This window comes from Rhodopseudomonas sp. BAL398 (genome assembly GCF_033001325.1).
Classification (GTDB): Bacteria; Pseudomonadota; Alphaproteobacteria; order Rhizobiales; family Xanthobacteraceae; genus JARJEH01.
This window is the reverse complement of the sequence record NZ_CP133111.1, coordinates 5926541-5944289: the sequence shown is the minus strand read 5'-3', so window position 1 is coordinate 5944289 and position 17749 is coordinate 5926541. Positions and strand designations below refer to the sequence as shown.

The following is a 17749-nucleotide window of genomic DNA, read 5'->3' as shown; positions in this document are numbered from 1 at the left end:
TGCAGCGGCGTTGACAGGGGCCAATAGCCGCTTTTGCCGATCAGCAAGCGACGAAGGACGGCTCGCGCCTGACGGAGGTTCCTATATACCGCATGGGCAGGTCTGGTCCGCGAGGGAACGCAATCGGGACCCTTTGTGATTGAATTTGCGCCACAAACCCGTCTTACGTCATAGGGTAAATCACGTGCCGCAGCAGATCTGCTGATTTGGTCATAGCGACGGGTTGGTCCGCGCGCCATCGCCTGGCATTTAATATGCCAGAACTCCGACGTGGAGGGCCGGTGCTGGATTGAAAGTTCCGCCAACATTGGACTTCCGCAGAAACTAGATCGCTTGACACGTTGGCATCTGGCATGCCAAATTAATTAATCCCAGATTGTTCTGTCATCCTCAAGGTGGAGATGAGATGAGGTCGGGAACAAATCGAAAGCGCCAACAACGATGGCTGAGCCAGATTTCGCGGTCGCTCGGTTAGCGCCCGAGACCAGCTTCAAGAACAAGGCCTACGACGCCTTGAAAGAAGCGATTCTGAAGATGGACATTTATGCCACGTCCTCGCCGACAATGCTCGACGAGCGCGCGCTGTCGGAGAAACTCGGCGTCAGCCGCACGCCGATTCGCGAGGCGATCGCGATGCTGGAGCAGGGCGGCTTCGTCAAGGTCGTGCCGCGCCGCGGCATCGTGGTGGTGCGAAAGACCAAGATCGAGACCGTCGACATGATCCGCGCCTGGGCGGCGCTTGAGAGCATGGCGGCGCGGTTGATCACCACCACCGCGCGCAAGAAGGACATTTCGGCGCTGCGCGATTTCTTCAAGGACTTCGGACCGGACCGGCTGCCGCAGGATCACATCGAGGAATATTCCAAGGCCAACATCGCCTTCCACCAGGCGCTGATCTCGCTCAGCGAATCTCCGGTGCTGATCCGCATGACTAACGACATCTTGCTGCATGTGCGTGGCTATCGCCAGCTCGCCATCAGCCGCATCGACCGCATCGTGATCTCGCTGCCCGAGCATCTGGAGATCATCGAAGCGCTGGAGCAACGCGACACTGAGCTCGCCGAAAAATGCGCCCGCAACCACACCCTCGGGCTCGCGGCCTTTGTCGAAGCGCACGGACACGATCTGGTGAGCTAACTCTGCCGACGCCGGATGAACGGCCTGTCGTTAGTAACCGTATCCCTTCGCATCGCGAGCTTGTATTCAGCCCGCTCGCCTCGCGCTCGATCGGCATGATCAGTACAATTGAGATCGATGCTTTCCTGTCTGTGGGCAAAGCTGCCGGCCGTTTAGCGCCGGTCTTTGGCGCCCCCCAAATGTTTTTCTTCCGCCGAGCGCAAGATTCCGCGTCGGTGATCGCCGGCTTCCGACAGTGCCAGGATCGAAGTCGAGCGCATGTTGATACTTATCGATGCAGCGCAGCAGGGTTGCGCCACGCGCACTCAAATCCGCATTGACACCGGGGCACATCGGCCTAGATTGCTCTCGTTCCGAGGGGAGCTCCGACGAGGAGCTGAGATACCGCAAACGCGCTTTCCTGGTGTCCAAAAGGATATTCGAAAAGCAAGACCGCGGTGACCCTTTGAACCTGATCCGGGTTATGCCGGCGAAGGGACAGGGATGTACCAGACCACGCTTTCAGGCGGACTTTCGTCCGCATCGTCGCTATTTGACTCCACCGTCGCGCAGCGCGGCCAACCTGTCGATCTGCGCAAGGACGCGCCGGTCGCGGTGATCGGCGCCGGCATTGCCGGGGCCTGGCAGGCGCTGTTACTGGCCCGCGCCGGCCGCAGCGTCACGCTGCACGAGCGCGGCGACGAGGCCATGACCCAGGCCACCAGCCATTGGGCCGGCGGCATGCTGGCGCCCTATTGCGAGGCCGAAGGCGCCGAGCCGCTGATCGGCCACATGGGACTGCGCTCGCTCGACATCTGGCGCAAGGAATTTCCCGACACGCTGTTCAACGGTTCGCTGGTGGTGGCGCATGCCCGCGACCGCGCCGATTTCGAGCGCTTCGCCAAGATGACCACCGGCCACCAGCGGCTCGACGCCAACGGCGTCGCCGAGCTCGAGCCGGCGCTGGAAGGCCGGTTCCGCGAAGGCCTGTACTTTCCCGACGAAGGCCATGTCGAGCCGCGGCTGGTGCTGGCCAAGCTGCACCAGCGGCTGATCGAGGCCGGCGGCACCATCCTGTTCGAGTCCGAACAGGACCCCGCCGATATCGACGGCCTGGTGGTGGATTGCCGCGGCCTCGCCGCGCGCGACACCGCGCCGGAGCTGCGCGGCGTCAAGGGCGAGATGGCGGTGATCCACACCGCCGAGGTGGCGCTGTCGCGCCCGGTGCGGCTGATGCATCCGCGCTGGCCGCTCTATGTGATCCCGCGCGAGGACCATCACTTCATGCTCGGTGCCACCTCGATCGAGAGCGAGGACGAATTCGTCACCGTGCGCTCGGCGCTGGAATTGCTCAGCGCCGCCTATGCGGTGCACCCGGCGTTCGGCGAGGCCAAGATCGTCGAGATCGGGGCCGGATTGCGCCCGGCCTTCCCCGACCATCTGCCGCGGATTTCGCTCGGCAACCGCAAGATCGCCGTCAACGGCCTGTATCGTCACGGTTTCCTGCTGGCGCCGGCGCTTGCCGAAATGACCCTGGCCTATGTCGAGCGCGGGGTCATCGACAATCAGGTGATGCGATGCGTGTGACCGTCAACGGCGAAGCGCGCGACGTCACCGCCGCCAGCGTCGACGCGCTGCTGGCGGAGCTCGACTATGCCGGCCACGTCGCGGTGGCGGTGAATTTCGACGTGGTGCCGCGCGGCCGCTGGGCCGCCACGCAGATTAGCCATGGCGACGAGATCGAAATCATCACGCCGCGGCAGGGAGGCTGAGGATGCACTTCCGCCGACCGCAACGGCACGAACGCCGCCTTCTGCCCTCCCCCTTGCGGGGAGGGGTCGGGGGTGGGAGGCGCCACGAGCGCCGTGCCTGTTGCTCACCCCCCTCCCCAACCCTCCCCCGCAAGGGGGGAGGGAGCGCGCAGTGTTTGGAGATCGGCCGATGCTAAACCTCTACGGCAAGGAATTTTCCTCGCGGCTGCTGATCGGCAGCGCGCTGTATCCGTCGCCGGCGATCATGCAGGACGCGATCCGCGCCGCGGGCGCGCAGATCGTCACCGTGTCGCTGCGCCGCGAGGCCGCCGGCGGCAAGGCTGGTGATGCGTTCTGGTCGCTGATCCGCGAGCTCGGCGTCACCGTGCTGCCCAACACCGCCGGCTGCCGCGGCGTCCGCGACGCGGTGACCACGGCGAAGCTGGCGCGCGAATTGTTCGGCACCTCCTGGATCAAGCTCGAAGTGATCGCCGACAATGACACGCTGCAGCCCGACGTCGTCGGTCTGGTCGAGGCCGCCACCATCCTGATCAAGGACGGCTTCGAGGTGTTTCCCTATTGCACCGAGGATCTGAGCGTCGCGTTGCGGCTGGTCGATGCCGGCTGCCGGGTGGTGATGCCCTGGGCGGCGCCGATCGGCAGCGCGCGCGGCATCGTCAACCGCGACGCGCTGAAACTGCTGCGCGACCGATTGCCCGACATCACGCTGGTGGTCGATGCCGGCCTCGGCGCGCCGAGCCACGCCGCCGCGGCGATGGAGCTCGGCTTCGACGCCGTGCTGCTCAACACCGCGATCGCCAAGGCCGAAGACCCGGTGGCGATGGCGAGCGCCTTCAATCTGGCGGTCGACGCCGGCCGCATTGGCTATCAAGCGGGCCTGATGGACGCCCGCGATTTCGCCTCTCCCTCCACTCCAGTCATCGGGACACCGTTCTGGCATGCCGTATCCTGATCGCTTCTATCCGGTCGTCGACAGCATCGCCTGGGTGCAGCGCCTCGCCGCGCTCGGCGTCGGGACGATTCAATTGCGCGCCAAGGACCTCGAGGACGGCGCCGCGCTGCAACTGGTCACCGACGCGCTGGCGGCGGTGAAAGGCACCGACATCAAGCTGGTGATCAACGATTATTGGCGCGCCGCGATCGTTGCCGGCGCCAAACATCTGCATCTCGGCCAGGAGGATCTGGCCGACGCGGACCTGCAGGAAATCCGCAGCGCCGGACTGACGCTCGGCCTCTCCACCCATGACGACGCCGAACTCGACACTGCGCTCGCCGCCAATCCGGACTACATAGCGCTCGGCCCGATCTTTCCCACCACGCTGAAATCGATGCGCTTCGCGCCGCAAGGCATTGCGAAGATCACCGAATGGAAACAGCGCATCGGCAACATCCCGCTGGTGGCGATCGGCGGCATCAAGCTCGAACAGGCGGCGGAAATTTTTGCGGCCGGCGCGGATTCGATCGCCGTGGTCAGCGACGTCACCCAGAGCGACGACCCCGATGCAAGGGTGCAGGCCTGGCTGGCGCAAGCCGCGGAGACGGCGTGATGATGAATGAACGGTGCCCCGGACGCAGCGCAGTGCGCCGCCCTTGCGGCGTAGTGCGCTGCAGAGCCGGGGCCCCGGTAGTCTCGGGCGCAGAACCGGGGGCCCGGTTCTGCGGAGCGGCGCGGCGCGCTGCACCGCGCCCGGGACACGGTGCGGCAAGCGACGCCTGACGTAGCGATAGCAATACCGAAGCGAATGCGATCGATAACAACATAACAGGAGGATCTCATGAACATCCGGTCGAACCCAGACACCACCCTGCCCGCGGTCACCACCGGCAGCCTGCCCTCCTCGCGCAAGGTCTATGTCGCGCCGGATCAAGCGCCCGATCTGCGCGTGCCGCTGCGCGAGATCATCCTCTCCGAAGGCGCCGGCGAACCTGACCTTCCGGTCTACGACACGTCCGGCCCCTATACCGATCCGGCCGTCACCATCGACGTCAATGCCGGCCTGGCGCGGCCGCGCATCGCCTGGGTCAAGGAGCGCGGCGGCGTCGAGGAGTATCAGGGCCGCGACGTCAAGCCGGAAGACAACGGCAATGTCGGCGCCACGCATGCGGCGAAATCCTTCACCGCCTATCACAAGCCGCTGCGCGGTGTCGGCGACGCGATGATCACCCAATATGAATTCGCCCGCGCCGGGATCATCACCAAGGAGATGATCTACGTCGCCACCCGCGAAAATCTCGGCCGCAAGCAGCAGCTGGAGCGCGCCGAAGCCGCGCTGGCCGATGGCGAATCGTTCGGCGCCAGCGTCCCGGCCTTCGTCACCCCGGAATTCGTCCGCAGCGAGATCGCCCGCGGCCGCGCCATCATTCCGTGCAACATCAATCACGGCGAATTGGAGCCGATGATCATCGGCCGCAACTTCCTGACCAAGATCAACGCCAATATCGGCAACTCGGCCGTCACCTCGTCGGTCGAGGAAGAAGTCGACAAGATGGTGTGGGCGATCCGCTGGGGCGCCGACACCGTGATGGACCTCTCCACCGGCCGCAACATCCACACCACGCGCGAATGGATCCTGCGCAACGCGCCGATCCCGATCGGCACCGTGCCGATCTACCAGGCGCTGGAAAAGTGCGAAGGCGATCCGGTAAAACTGACCTGGGAGCTGTATCGCGACACGCTGATCGAACAGGCCGAACAGGGCGTCGATTACTTCACCATTCACGCCGGCGTCCGGCTGCAATATATCCACCTCACCGCCAACCGCGTCACCGGCATCGTCTCCCGCGGCGGCTCGATCATGGCCAAGTGGTGCCTGGCGCATCACAAGGAGAGCTTCCTCTATACGCATTTCGACGAGATCTGCGACCTGATGCGCAAATACGACGTGTCGTTCTCGCTCGGCGACGGCCTGCGCCCGGGCTCGATCGCCGATGCCAATGACCGCGCTCAGTTCGCCGAACTGGAGACGCTCGGCGAATTGACCAAGATCGCCTGGGACAAGGGCTGCCAGGTGATGATCGAAGGCCCCGGTCATGTGCCGCTGCACAAGATCAAGATCAACATGGACAAGCAGCTGCAAGAATGCGGCGAGGCGCCGTTCTACACGCTTGGGCCTTTGACCACCGACATCGCGCCGGGCTACGACCACATCACCTCCGGCATTGGTGCGGCGATGATCGGCTGGTTCGGCTGCGCCATGCTGTGCTACGTCACGCCGAAAGAACATCTCGGCCTGCCCGACCGCAACGACGTCAAGACCGGCGTCATCACCTACAAGATCGCCGCCCACGCCGCCGACCTCGGCAAGGGCCACCCCGCAGCCCAACTGCGCGACGACGCGCTCTCCCGCGCCCGCTTCGACTTCCGCTGGCAGGACCAGTTCAACCTCGGCCTCGATCCCGACACCGCCAAGGCCTTCCACGACGAGACCCTGCCGAAAGACGCCCACAAGGTCGCGCATTTCTGCTCGATGTGCGGTCCGAAATTCTGCTCGATGAAGATCACCCAGGACGTCCGCGACTACGCGGCGGGGCTGGGTGATAACGAGAAGGCAGCGCTCAATCTCGCCACCGAGGGCAAGCTCGCCGGCGTCGGCATGTCGATATCCGGCGTGATCGAGGACGGCATGGCGCAGATGAGCGAGAAGTTCAAATCGATGGGCGAGCAACTCTATCTCGACGCCGAGAAGGTGAAGGAGAGCAACAAGGCGCTGTGAGACACAAACTCACGGTTCGCGACGCGAAGACTGGTAGGTTTCTTCTTCTCAATTCCTGAGACGAGGCTATGCCCGCATTGGTAGCACCTCCCCGATCGAGTTGCCAAACAATGCCAAGCATGACCGGCATCGGCAGGCACGCCCTGACCGAGCTGGAGCTGGCTGTGAGCGCCGTATACCGAAACTCTCCTTCGCTCTCGATCCCGCGTCTCTGGCGGCGCTGGAGCGAACAGCCAGCTTCCGCCGGGAGCGGCGACATCCGGTCGCCGAATGCCGTGCCGGATGCATTCAGGAACCTCATGAGCGTCACATAAAGAACTGAACCGAGAGGATTGGACAAATGGACAGCTTAATTGGTTTACCGAGTCAGGTGCCCGGAGGGCTGGCATCATGGAAATGACCATCCGAAAGGCCGACCGCGTGACCCTGACGGTCCTGGTCGATAATTACCTGGACATGTTTCTGCAGGAGAGTCGCGCGCCCATGCATCGCCCGCCGCTCCCTGTCGACTGGCAGCTAACCCCGGTGGCAGAGCATGGGCTTTCGCTGATGATCAACATCGATGCGGGCTCAGAAAAGCATTCCGCCCTGCTGGATACCGCGCTGACGCCAGCCACCTTCCTGCGCAACCTGAAAGTCTATGGACAGGACCTGAGCCAGACCGAGGCCATCATTCTGAGCCACGGGCACGTCGACCATTGCGGCGGCCTACTGGACGCGGTCCGTCATGCGCCGCGCGGCTGTCCGGTGATTGCCCATCCGGACGTGTTTCAACCACGCAAATTTCCCGGCCAGCAAGGGTCATCGCTGCCTGTTGTCGATTCCGAGGCCCTGCGGCAAGCCGGCGCCGAGATCCATGCCCTGCGAGCGCCGTCGAGCTGGTGTTCAGATTTCGTCGGCGTGTCGGGTGAGATCGAACGCAGCAACGCTTTCGAAACAGGATTTCCCGGCGCTCAGATCGAAGTGGACGGAACCTGGCGCAGCGATCCATTCCACGACGATCAGGCTGTCATCCTCGACGTCAAGGATAAGGGTCTGGTCGTGATCAGCGGCTGCGCCCATGCGGGGATCATCAACACGGTGCGCCATGCGCAAAAGATCACCGGCATCGAGAAAGTTCACGCCATCGTCGGCGGCTTTCACCTCACCGGCCCCGCCTTCGAGCCGAGAATCCAGGAGACCATCGAGGAGATGCGCCTGCTGGAGCCGGATTACATCGTGCCGATGCACTGCACCGGATGGCGCGCCATCAACAGCCTGTCCGAAGCGATGCCTGGCCAGTTCATTTTGAACAGCGTCGGGACGTCGTATATTTTCGAGTGAGGGCGGAGCGGTCGATCCCAGGTCTCGACCGAAGGTTGAATGCAGCGGTCGCTGTCGCGCGCCGAATTCAAGCGCCACGCGGCGATCGCCGAGCTGAACCGGAAATCCGCCGGCAGCGCACTGGACGCGCGATCGCTGGCTGAAGGTCAGGTCGATCGGGCGGCGGCCGCCTTGCGTAGTGCCCGCATCTCATCAAACCGCTTGGTCACGTCGCGCATGATGGCGGCAACCCCCACCATCCGGCCGGAATCATCCTTGAATGGTACGATGGTGAACTCGGTGGAAAGCCGCGATCCATCCTTGCGAATTGCCGGAACCGCCAGAAGATCGCCCGCACCGTAACGTGTCACGCCGGTGCTCATGGTCTTCTCGTAGCCGTCCCAATGGCGTTTGCGCAGGTTCTCGGGCGTGATGATGTCGAGCGACTGCCCCACAGCTTCCGCCGCGGTGTATCCAAAGATCACCTCCGCGCCCTTGTTCCAGAACTGGATCAGCCCCTCGGCATCGGAATAGACAACGGCGTCGGGCATTGACGTCAGCAACGCGATGGCAAACTGATCGGGATCAAAACTCATGATTGTGTCTCGGCATGGAAAATAGAAACCGTTCGGGACGGTCGATCAAGGTCGAGTGGTTCATTGCATTCATGCAACGTCGTCGGGCGCAACAACCAGATCGGCAAATTCGGGATGCCGCTTGATGAATCCCGCGATGAACTCGCATTCGGGCACGATCCGCAGCCCGCGACTGCGAATGTTCTGAAGAACGCCGATTGCCAGCGTCGAACCGATGCCGCGGCCGCCCAGCGCCTTTGGCACCTCGGTGTGCGTCAGCGTCATGCGGTCGCCCTGGCGCACATAGGCAACGAAGGCTGTCCCGCCATCTTCCACCAATTCGTAGCGGCTCAGCGCCGCATTGTCGGTCACCTCAGGCATGGTCGGACTCCATCAGATTTGCGGCGCACGGATGTGCGCCGATCGCCTACGTATTATTCGACGGTCGCGGCTATTGCCGGAACGACGCCTCTTCCGACGCTCCATCTCGTCTCAATCATCAGGTCCTCGATCCGAATCCAGCCGCGGCCGTTGTTGCGATAACGGCCGCGCCTGGTCGAAGCTTACTCCGCCGCCTGCTGAACGCCGCCCAGCCCCGGCGACGCCAAATATTCGGCGAGCGTCGCGCCCTCGAATCCCAGGACCTCGCGCAGGATCTCCTCGGTGTGTTCGCCGAGCAGCGGCGAACGCCTCACTTCGGAAACATGGTTCGACAGTTTGATCGGGTTGCCCACCGTCAGATACTTGCCGCGGGTCGGATGATCAACCTCGACCACCGTGCCGGTCGCCCGCAGCGACGGATCCTCGGACAGCTCCTTCATCGACAGGATCGGCCCGCAGGGAATGTCGTATTTGTCCAGGATCTCCATGGCCTCGAACTTGGTCTTGGTCATGGTCCAGGTCTCGATCGCGTCAAAGATCCCCTTCAGCCGCGGCAGCCGGGCGCTGGGCTTGGCGTAGTCGGGATTGGTCTTCCATTCCGGCTTCCCGATCACGTCGCAGATCTTCTCCCACACCGGCGCCTGGGCGATGAAGTAGATATACGCGTTGGGATCACTCTCCCACCCCTTGCACTTCAGGATCGCGCCGGGCTGGCCGCCGCCCGAGGCATTGCCGGCGCGGGGCACCGCGTCGCCGAAGACCCCATCGGGATATTGCGGGTATTCGGTCAGCGGACCACGTGCGAGGCGTTGCTGGTCACGCAGCTTAACACGACAGAGGTTCAGCACCCCGTCCTGCATCGCCACGTCCACCTTCTGGCCGATACCGGTCGCATTGCGATGATATAGCGCGCAAACGATGCCCAGAGCCAGATGCAACCCGGTGCCTGAATCGCCGATCTGCGCGCCCGTCACCATCGGCGGTCCGTCATCGAAGCCCGTGGTCGAAGCGGCGCCGCCGGCGCATTGGGCGACGTTCTCATAGACTTTGCAGTCCACATAGGGCCCTGGGCCGAAGCCCTTGACGGACGCCAGGATCATCCGCGGGTTCAATTGCTGGACGCGTTCCCAGCTGAAGCCCATACGGTCGAGTGCGCCCGGGGCGAAATTCTCCACCATCACGTCGCAGGTCTTGACCAGGCCTTCCAGCACCGCCTTGCCGTGCACGTCGCGACCATCGATCGTGATGGAACGCTTGTTGCCGTTCAGCATGGTGAAATACAGGCTGTCGATGCCCTTGATGTCCTGCAGCTGGCTGCGAGTAATGTCACCGGAGCCGGGCCGCTCCACCTTGATCACATCAGCGCCGAACCAGGCGAGTAGCTGTGTGCATGTTGGTCCGGACTGGACATGGGTAAAGTCTAGGATCCGGACGCCATCGAGTGGTTTGCTCATCGTGCTCATCCTTCCTTCGTAGAAGCACCGTCTGTTTTAAGTTTCCGATATTGCCGTTCGTGTTATTCACCATCAGGCCTATCACCACCTTGAATGGCGTCGGTTCACCGGGACTGTACGACCGCGTCGGCCGCAGATTTCGATTTGCTCAAACGCAATCGCGTCGTCGGGCAGTTCGAATATTCAGGGCCGGTTGAACTGATCCATCTTTCCTTCCGCGTCGCGCAGCCGGATAGTGCACTGGCGACCATCCGACTGCTTTTCTGCCAAAGGTTCATTCATGCCCGCACGTCGCTCAGCGGCTGGGCGGGCACCGATTCGGGCATCTCCTCCGGCGCAGCCGGGTTGATGAAAGCAAACGGAATAGCGATGAACAGCACGCCACCGACGATGTTTCCAAGCGTGGCGAATAGTTCATTATAGAGCGCGCCGCCAAGGGTCAGATCGCTCTTGCCCAGCAGAGCCGTCGTAAACGTCCCCATATTGGCGATCGAGTGCTCGCCGCCGAGATACAGGAACATGAACACGACCAGGATCAGGATGGCAATTTTTGCGATCTCCTCGCGACAACTGAACGCCAGGCGCACGGCCAGACACACCAGCCAGTTCGCCAGGACGCCGCGCCAGAAAATAGCGGACGCCGCTTCGTGCGTCTTATGGAGGGCGCCGACATACAGCGCGTGAGTGGCGGGCAGAGCGTCGAGAATGCCGGTGGCATAGAGCAGGCCAGCGACGATGATCGCCCCGACCAGATTTCCCAGGTAGCAGACACCCCATAGGACCGCGGTCGATCGCCACGTGGTGGTGCCCTCGTAAGAGGAAATTGCAAGGTAGAGATTATTGCTGGTGAACAGGTCGGTATGGCTCAGCACGATCATCGCGAGACCAACACCGAAGAACAAGGAGCCAAGCAGCTTGCCGTAGGGCGTTGCACCCAGATCGTTGATGAGAGACCAGTAAACGAATACGACGATCGACAGATACATCCCGGCCAGCACGCAACGTACAAAATAGCGAAGCGACGCGTCACGCAGCAGGCTGATCTTCACCCCTCCCATGTGAGCGGCTTTTTCGACGAGGGAACGGTCAAACACTGGCGTGTCCTTTCGGGAAGAATTCGATGGATTGCGGGAACAGCCTCCAAATGATCGCCGGATGATTGGAGGTTGATTGGAATGATGATCGAACTATTTTGGCACCCGTACGATGATTGATTGCGAGCTGCGAAGTCGTCCTCCGCGCAGTGACGCGGAGGACGCTCGGCAACTGCCGGGGTGCGGCTCCCCTCATGAGAGGACCCTTCGCCCCGGCAACCCGCGGTTACTTCTTCTTCAAAGCACTCGTGGGATTCAGCTTGCCGATGTTGCCGCTTTCGCTGCCCGCTGCCGGGTCGATAACGGCGTTGATCAGCGTCGGCTTGCCGGATGACATCGCTTCGTCGACCGCACGCTTCAACTCATCGGGAGTGGTGACGTTGACGCCAACACCACCAAACGCCTCGATGGTCTTGTCGTAGCGCGCACCCTTGACGAACGAGGTGATCGCCGGATCGCTGAAGCCGCCCGCGTTGACATGGTCGCCGCGATAGATGCCGTCGTTGTTGAACACGACGACGCAGATCGGCAGGTTGTAACGGCAGATGGTCTCGATTTCCGCATTGGAGAAACCGAACGCGCTGTCGCCCTCGATGCACAGCACCCGCTTGCCGGATTCGACCGCGGCGGCAATGGCGTAGCCCATGCCGACGCCCATCACACCCCAGGTGCCGACATCCAGACGCTTGCGCGGCTGATACATGTCCACGACGCCGCGCGCCTGATCGAGCGTATTGGCGCCCTCATTCACCAGGATCGCATCCGGGCGTTCGCGGATAACGTCGCGCAGCACGCTCAACGCCGAGTGGAAGTCCATCGGGATCGAGTTCTTGCCGAGACGAGCAGCCATCTTGGCGATGTTGGTCTGCTTCTTGGCGTTGATCGAGGCGGTCCACTCTGCCGGCGGCTGCGCCCAATCCTTGGTCATGCCCTTCAGCAAGGCGGCAACGCAGGATCCGATGTCGCCGACCACGGGGGCGACGATTTCGACGTTGGAGTCCATTTCCTTCGGCTCGATGTCGATCTGAATGAACTTCTTCGGCGCTGTACCCCAGCTCTTGCCCTTGCCGTGCGACAGCAGCCAGTTGAGGCGGGCGCCTATCAGCACCACCACATCGCTCTCTTGCAGCACCGTCGAACGCGCAGCGGCGGCGCACTGCGGATGGGTGTCGGGCAGCAGCCCCTTGGCCATGCTCATCGGAATGTAGGGGATGCCGCTGGTTTCGACCAGCGCACGGATGTCGTCGTCGGCCTGGGCATAAGCAGCGCCCTTGCCGAGAATGATCAGCGGGCGCTTGGCGCCGCGCAACACATCCAGGGCGCGCTGCACCGCGGATGGCGCGGGGATCTGCTCGGGAGCCGGGTCGATCACCTTGACCAGCGAGGCTTGCCCGGCAGCTGCGTCCATCACCTGGCCGAACAGCTTCGCCGGAAAGTCGAGATAAACGCCGCCCGGACGGCCGGACACGGCGGCGCGGATCGCGCGGGCGATGCCGATGCCGATATCGGCGGCGTGCAGCACGCGGTAGGCGGCCTTGCACAGCGGTTTGGCGATGGCGAGCTGATCCATCTCCTCATAGTCACCCTGCTGAAGGTCGACGACCTCGCGCTCCGAGGATCCGCTGATCAGGATCATCGGGAAGCAGTTGACGGTGGCATTCGCGAGCGCGACCAGACCGTTCAGGAAGCCCGGTGCCGAGACGGTCATGCACACGCCAGGCGCCTTGGTCATGAAACCGGCGATCGCGGCGGCGTTGCCAGCATTCGACTCGTGGCGGAACGAGATCACCCGCATTCCCTCGGCCTGGGCCAATCTGAGCAGATCGGTCATCGGGATGCCCGGAACGTTATAGATCGTATTGAGACCGTTCAGTTTCAGCGCAGCGATGACCAGGTGGAAGCCGTCTGTGAGTTCTTGCGTCTCCGAGGATAGTTCGACTTGCTTATCCATAGTGTAAGTTCCTTGGTTCTTTCCGGAGGGGCGTTGTTGCCCATTACGGGAGTCTTGGAGGGGTGGAGTCGGCGCCAGGCGATGCAACTTTCCGATTAGTGGATAGCTGCACCGCCCGGCGGTAGGAGCGGCTTTCCTGTCAGGCTACCTTGGCGACGAGAGCCGCATCGGCTGCGACTTCGTCCGACTGGAACTTCTTCGCCGCCGGGGTGAGGATCAGTCCCACGACGAACACCGCGATCACGTTGATGACGGTTGCCACCAACAACACGCTGTCCCAACTTCCGGTGATCCGGGTGACGATGGAAGCAAGCGGCACCAGAAGCGCAGCGGTTCCCTTCGCCGTATAGAGCAGCGACGCGTTGGTGGTGGCGTACTTCGTTCCGAACAGGTTCGTGCACATCGCCGGGAACAGGCTGAAAATATTGCCCCAGCAGAAGAACACCAGACCGGTGCAGAGAACGAATGCCGCCGGGATCCCACCGAACATGAAGAGGCAGAAATACGCCACGGCACCAAGGCTGAAGCCGATCATCATGGTCTTGGGCAGGCCGATTTGATCGGCGATCCAGCCGAACAGCGGCCTTGCGACACCGTTCATGACGTTGGCAAACACCAGCGCCAGGGAAAGCGTGGCGACACCCAAGATCATCACGGTGGAGATGTTGTGCGAGTTTGCGATCGACACCAGATTCGCGGTGACCACCAGGCCGCCGGCACACATCAACACGTCACAGACATACAGAACCCAGAACACCCAGCTGCCAAGCACTTCCTTGGAAGTGTAGCTGCGGAGAGACTGCTTCGATGCGCCGCCGGCCACTGCTTTCACTTCGCCGGGATTAGGATGGCGGATGAACTGCGAGGCAACCAGGACAACACCGCCCTGAATCAACCCGAACAGCAGGAATGCCGATTCGTAACCGTAGGCCGCAATGTGCATCTTGATCGGAATGATGGTCAGCGCGGCACCGGCACCGAAGCCGGCGGCAACCAGACCCGTCGCCAGACCGCGGCGATCGGGGAACCATTTAACCGCGGTTCCGACCGAGACGCAGTAGATCGCGCCGGCGCCGAAACCGGTCAACGCACCACCGATATACAGGGCCGTGAGCGACGAGGTATAGGCGTCCAGCACCCAACCGGCCGCGACCAGAATGCCACCGGCTCCCATCACGAGGCGGGGCCCGAAGCGTGGCCCGATCCGATCGCAGATCAATGCATTGACCGGCGTTGCCCAGGTTTCCAATGCGACGAAGATGGTGAAAGCGACCTGGATGCTGGTAACCGCCCAGTTATGAGCGTGCTGCATTGGCGCGACGAAGACCGACCATCCATATTGCAGATTAGCGATCATGATCATGCAGATGATCGATAGGCTCAGATATAGCCATCTCACATTATTTGGTTGTGCCGAGTCGTCTGGCGCTATATTCTTCATGTGGGTAGCCCTCTTGAAAGCGGTCTGCCGGGACGGCGAACTCGTGACATCGCGAGGCGTCATTGCCGACGGTGTAGTCCGCTGGTTCTGATTGATCTTGGTGAACTGGGGTTAGAAAGGACACCTCCCCAAGAGGTGTTTTTTTAGTCTCGTGATGCGCTTCGCCTGCCAGTGCGGGGGGTCAAGCCCCGCAATCGGTGGACTTAGCTTCTCGTTGTCTACTCTCCTACCGGGTGCGGGAATCAAGCCCGCATCCGGTAGATTTGTTTCGTGGTATCGGCTGCGCCTAGCTGGTGCGGAGGTCCTCCCCCGCACCCGATAGACCGCAGTGTCAGACCACCTTTTCCTCGTGCATGCGGGCGATCTCGCCCTTGTTGTAGCCGAGCATGTCCAACACATCGTCGGAGTGCTGGCCAAGCAGAGGTGACGTCTTCACTTCAATTTTCAGTTCGGAGAATTTGATCGGGCAGCCGACGGTCAGGAACTTGCCGCGAACCGGATGATCAACCTCGACGATAGAACCGCTCTCGCGCAGAGACGGATCTTCCTCGATGTCCTTCATCGACATCACGGGCGCGCAGGGAATGTCGTACTTGCGCAGGATATCCACTGCTTCCCACTTGGTCTTGTCGGCCAGCCAGCTCTCAATGTAGGCGAAGATGTCGAAGATCTTGTCCTGACGAGCGAGCGCGGTCTTGTAGGCCGGATCTTCGACCCACTCGGGCTTGCCGATCGCCTTGGCGGTCGCGGCCCAGTTCTGGCCCTGGATCGTGAAGTAGATGTAGGCGTTCGGGTCGGTTTCCCAGCCCTTGCACTTCACCACCCAACCCGGCTGACCGCCACCACCGGCATTGCCGCCGCGCGGAACCGCATCGGTGAACTTGCCGTACTTGCCGTCTTCCCGAATCGGAAACTGCGGATATTCCTCGAGCACATGGGTGCGATCGAGGCGCTGCTGGTCGCGCAGCTTGACGCGGCACAGGTTCAGCACGGCATCCTGCATCGCGCAGGCAACCTTCTGACCGTGGCCGGTCTTATCACGCATGCGCAACGCGGCAAGGATGCCGATCAGCAGATGCATGCCGGTGTTGCTGTCACCCAGCGCGGCACCGCTCACGGTCGGGGGACCATCCCAGAAGCCGGAGGTCGACGCGGCACCACCGGCGCACTGCGCGACGTTCTCGTAGACCTTGAGGTCTTCGAACCGGTTACCCTCGGAGAATCCCTTGACCGAGGCCAGGATCAGCTTGGGGTTGAGCTCCTGGATACGTTCCCAGGTGAAGCCCATCCGATCAAGCGCGCCGGGGCCGAAATTCTCCACCATCACGTCGGAGACCTTGATCAGCTTCTCAAGGATTTCCTTGCCGGTCTTGTTCTTGGTGTCCAGCGTCAGCGAACGCTTGTTGCAGTTGAGCTGGGTGAAATACAGCGCGTCGGCGTCCGGGATATCGCGCAACTGGTTGCGGGTGATGTCGCCTGAACCCGGGCGCTCCACCTTGATCACGTCGGCACCGAACCATGCCATCATTTGCGTACAGGCCGGCCCGGCTTGCACGTGGGTGAAATCGATCACTCGAATTCCATCAAGAGCTTTAGTCACCGTTAGATCCTTTATTCACCGGGAGATTCGTTATGGCAGCGGTACGTCCGGGTGCGTGCGCCTCTGCGAGCCCTGCACGTGGCAGGGCGGTTCGTCGTTCAACCAATTGGAACTTCTTCAACTCTGCCGTTGGCCGCTATGGCTCTTGGTGGCATGCCAACCTTGCTTTGGCTACATTTGACATTGCCCTCTTCGAACAGGCCGAAACGTTTTTCGGCGCCAACCTGTTTAAAAACAAGCAAAATCAATGTGATAATTCACCTCCAAAATGCAGAATAGCACACCGGGTAAATTTTTGTTGCATTTGGTATGCCACACACCACAAATATCGTTGCTTCGATTTGCCGCATTGATTCAGATCAAGCGGGCAAGAATTTCCAAAGAAAGTCCGATCTCCATGCGCGAGCGGCGGGGTTGAGCGACTTTCCGGGGCCGAGTCCCCGCCCGCGTCGAGCGCAGTGGCGTGAGGCAGCGATGGGCGGCGGAGCGCACGCAAGGGCGGCTCGGACGAGGCCGACGGCGGCGCCGACTTTCAGAACCGCAAGAACGACACCGATGCGAGCAGACCGCCCCCGACAGCCGGCTGGACCGCAAGGGCGCCGGTCGGGAGGCCAAACTGTCCTGCATGGGACATGCCGCCATGGCGAATCGGCAGGGACAGGCGGCGGCCGGCGTGGTCACGCTCGCCGGCGCGACGGCCGAGCGTCGCGTTTCGGAGAAAATGCTGAAGGCCAACTCCAAGCCGGCCGGCCGGCGCATCACTTGTACGAAGACAAGGCCCACGACACGCCGATCGTGCGGCCCATCTGCGTGGCAGCGACGTCATCCGCAGGTGGCGCAACACGACGCCGCCACCTCGACCGGCAGGCGCAACGCCATCGATGCACGCACCTCCCGCCACCAAGGCACCAGCATGTCGCAGTCGCGCCGAGCCATGATCGCGTGCAGTTTCGGTTGGAGCACGCAGCACGGCACTATGCGCAAGACCGAGCATTGCGGCTTAGCTCACGTCGCCGCCACTTCCTGCTCTGGCTGATCGCCTATACCTGGTCCGCATCCTCAAACTGCTCGCCGTATAGGATGCGGCGACAAGGTCGCCCGCAGCCGCCGCCTTGCCGCAAATCCTCGGCCGTCGCGGCCTTGGAAAATCGATCAACTTCCGAGTTTCTCCGCCGGCTGCTGGATCATTGGTGGGCCTGCCTGGACTCGAACCAGGAACCAGACCGTTATGAGCGGCCGGCTCTAACCATTGAGCTACAGGCCCCGCCGGGTCGCGGGCGACGGACGGTGCCGGTACCCCTTACAATGGCAGCCCCGGCGCGGCAATCGTAACGTTCCGGCGGTGGCGGC

At 62.3% G+C, this 17749-nt stretch carries 16 protein-coding genes, 1 tRNA gene and 1 riboswitch; of the genes, 9 read left to right on the top strand and 8 right to left on the bottom strand.

What is annotated here, in order from left to right:
- Positions 1 to 441: 441 nt before the first annotated feature.
- The 7 genes from RBJ75_RS27960 (at position 442) to RBJ75_RS27930 (ending at position 7924) form a co-directional block, all read left to right on the top strand.
- Complete coding sequence (locus RBJ75_RS27960; protein WP_044405901.1) at positions 442 to 1137, top strand: GntR family transcriptional regulator; 696 nt, start codon at positions 442 to 444, stop codon at positions 1135 to 1137.
- 346 nt (positions 1138 to 1483) lie between these two features.
- Positions 1484 to 1633: riboswitch (TPP riboswitch) on the top strand.
- Complete coding sequence (locus tag RBJ75_RS27955; RefSeq protein WP_044405903.1) at positions 1621 to 2703, top strand: FAD-dependent oxidoreductase; 1083 nt, start codon at positions 1621 to 1623, stop codon at positions 2701 to 2703. It overlaps the preceding riboswitch by 13 nt.
- Positions 2694 to 2888 carry a sulfur carrier protein ThiS gene (thiS, locus tag RBJ75_RS27950; RefSeq protein WP_044405905.1) on the top strand — a complete coding sequence of 65 codons (195 nt, stop codon included), beginning with the start codon at positions 2694 to 2696 and terminating at the stop codon, positions 2886 to 2888. Before RBJ75_RS27955 ends, thiS begins: the two co-directional genes overlap by 10 nt.
- 169 nt (positions 2889 to 3057) lie before the next feature.
- On the top strand, positions 3058 to 3840 hold the full coding sequence (locus RBJ75_RS27945; RefSeq protein ID WP_044405906.1) for a thiazole synthase: 783 nt from the start codon (positions 3058 to 3060) through the stop codon (positions 3838 to 3840).
- Positions 3827 to 4435, top strand: coding sequence for a thiamine phosphate synthase (locus RBJ75_RS27940; protein WP_044405909.1), 609 nt, complete (start codon positions 3827 to 3829; stop codon positions 4433 to 4435). Before RBJ75_RS27945 ends, RBJ75_RS27940 begins: the two co-directional genes overlap by 14 nt.
- Positions 4436 to 4663: 228 nt before the next feature.
- Positions 4664 to 6601, top strand: coding sequence for a phosphomethylpyrimidine synthase ThiC (thiC, locus tag RBJ75_RS27935; protein WP_044405911.1), 1938 nt, complete (start codon positions 4664 to 4666; stop codon positions 6599 to 6601).
- A gap of 390 nt (positions 6602 to 6991) precedes the next feature.
- On the top strand, positions 6992 to 7924 hold the full coding sequence (locus RBJ75_RS27930; protein ID WP_044405915.1) for an MBL fold metallo-hydrolase: 933 nt from the start codon (positions 6992 to 6994) through the stop codon (positions 7922 to 7924).
- 146 nt (positions 7925 to 8070) lie between these two features.
- Here the strand turns inward: RBJ75_RS27930 and RBJ75_RS27925 are convergent, their stop codons facing one another.
- The 7 genes from RBJ75_RS27925 to frc (RBJ75_RS27895) form a co-directional block, all read right to left on the bottom strand.
- On the bottom strand, positions 8071 to 8499 hold the full coding sequence (locus tag RBJ75_RS27925) for a PAS domain-containing protein (protein WP_044405917.1): 429 nt from the start codon (positions 8497 to 8499) through the stop codon (positions 8071 to 8073).
- Between the two features lie 69 nt (positions 8500 to 8568).
- A complete protein-coding gene (locus RBJ75_RS27920; protein ID WP_044405919.1) occupies positions 8569 to 8859 on the bottom strand; it encodes a GNAT family N-acetyltransferase in 291 nt (96 codons plus the stop codon).
- 182 nt (positions 8860 to 9041) lie between these two features.
- Positions 9042 to 10313 (bottom strand): formyl-CoA transferase, encoded by a 1272-nt coding sequence (gene frc / locus RBJ75_RS27915; RefSeq protein WP_044405946.1) that lies wholly within the window; start codon positions 10311 to 10313, stop codon positions 9042 to 9044.
- 278 nt (positions 10314 to 10591) lie between these two features.
- Positions 10592 to 11407, bottom strand: a complete 816-nt coding sequence (locus tag RBJ75_RS27910; RefSeq protein ID WP_152647593.1) for a formate/nitrite transporter family protein — start codon at positions 11405 to 11407, stop codon at positions 10592 to 10594.
- Positions 11408 to 11633: 226 nt separating this feature from the next.
- Complete coding sequence (oxc, locus tag RBJ75_RS27905; RefSeq protein ID WP_044405923.1) at positions 11634 to 13358, bottom strand: oxalyl-CoA decarboxylase; 1725 nt, start codon at positions 13356 to 13358, stop codon at positions 11634 to 11636.
- A 139-nt stretch (positions 13359 to 13497) separates the two neighbouring features.
- Positions 13498 to 14721: an oxalate/formate MFS antiporter gene (gene oxlT, locus RBJ75_RS27900; RefSeq protein WP_234707313.1), complete on the bottom strand. Its 1224-nt coding sequence runs from the start codon at positions 14719 to 14721 to the stop codon at positions 13498 to 13500.
- Between the two features lie 409 nt (positions 14722 to 15130).
- Positions 15131 to 16399: a formyl-CoA transferase gene (gene frc, locus RBJ75_RS27895; RefSeq protein WP_044405927.1), complete on the bottom strand. Its 1269-nt coding sequence runs from the start codon at positions 16397 to 16399 to the stop codon at positions 15131 to 15133.
- 32 nt (positions 16400 to 16431) lie between these two features.
- Here frc (RBJ75_RS27895) and RBJ75_RS27890 point away from each other — a divergent pair, with 32 nt between their 5' ends.
- Positions 16432 to 16752, top strand: a complete 321-nt coding sequence (locus RBJ75_RS27890) for a hypothetical protein (RefSeq protein WP_152647594.1) — start codon at positions 16432 to 16434, stop codon at positions 16750 to 16752.
- A gap of 287 nt (positions 16753 to 17039) precedes the next feature.
- Positions 17040 to 17435 (top strand): hypothetical protein, encoded by a 396-nt coding sequence (locus tag RBJ75_RS27885; protein WP_152647595.1) that lies wholly within the window; start codon positions 17040 to 17042, stop codon positions 17433 to 17435.
- Between the two features lie 152 nt (positions 17436 to 17587).
- Here the strand turns inward: RBJ75_RS27885 and RBJ75_RS27880 are convergent.
- Positions 17588 to 17663: transfer RNA gene (locus RBJ75_RS27880), tRNA-Ile, on the bottom strand.
- Between the last annotated feature and the right edge of the window lie 86 nt (positions 17664 to 17749).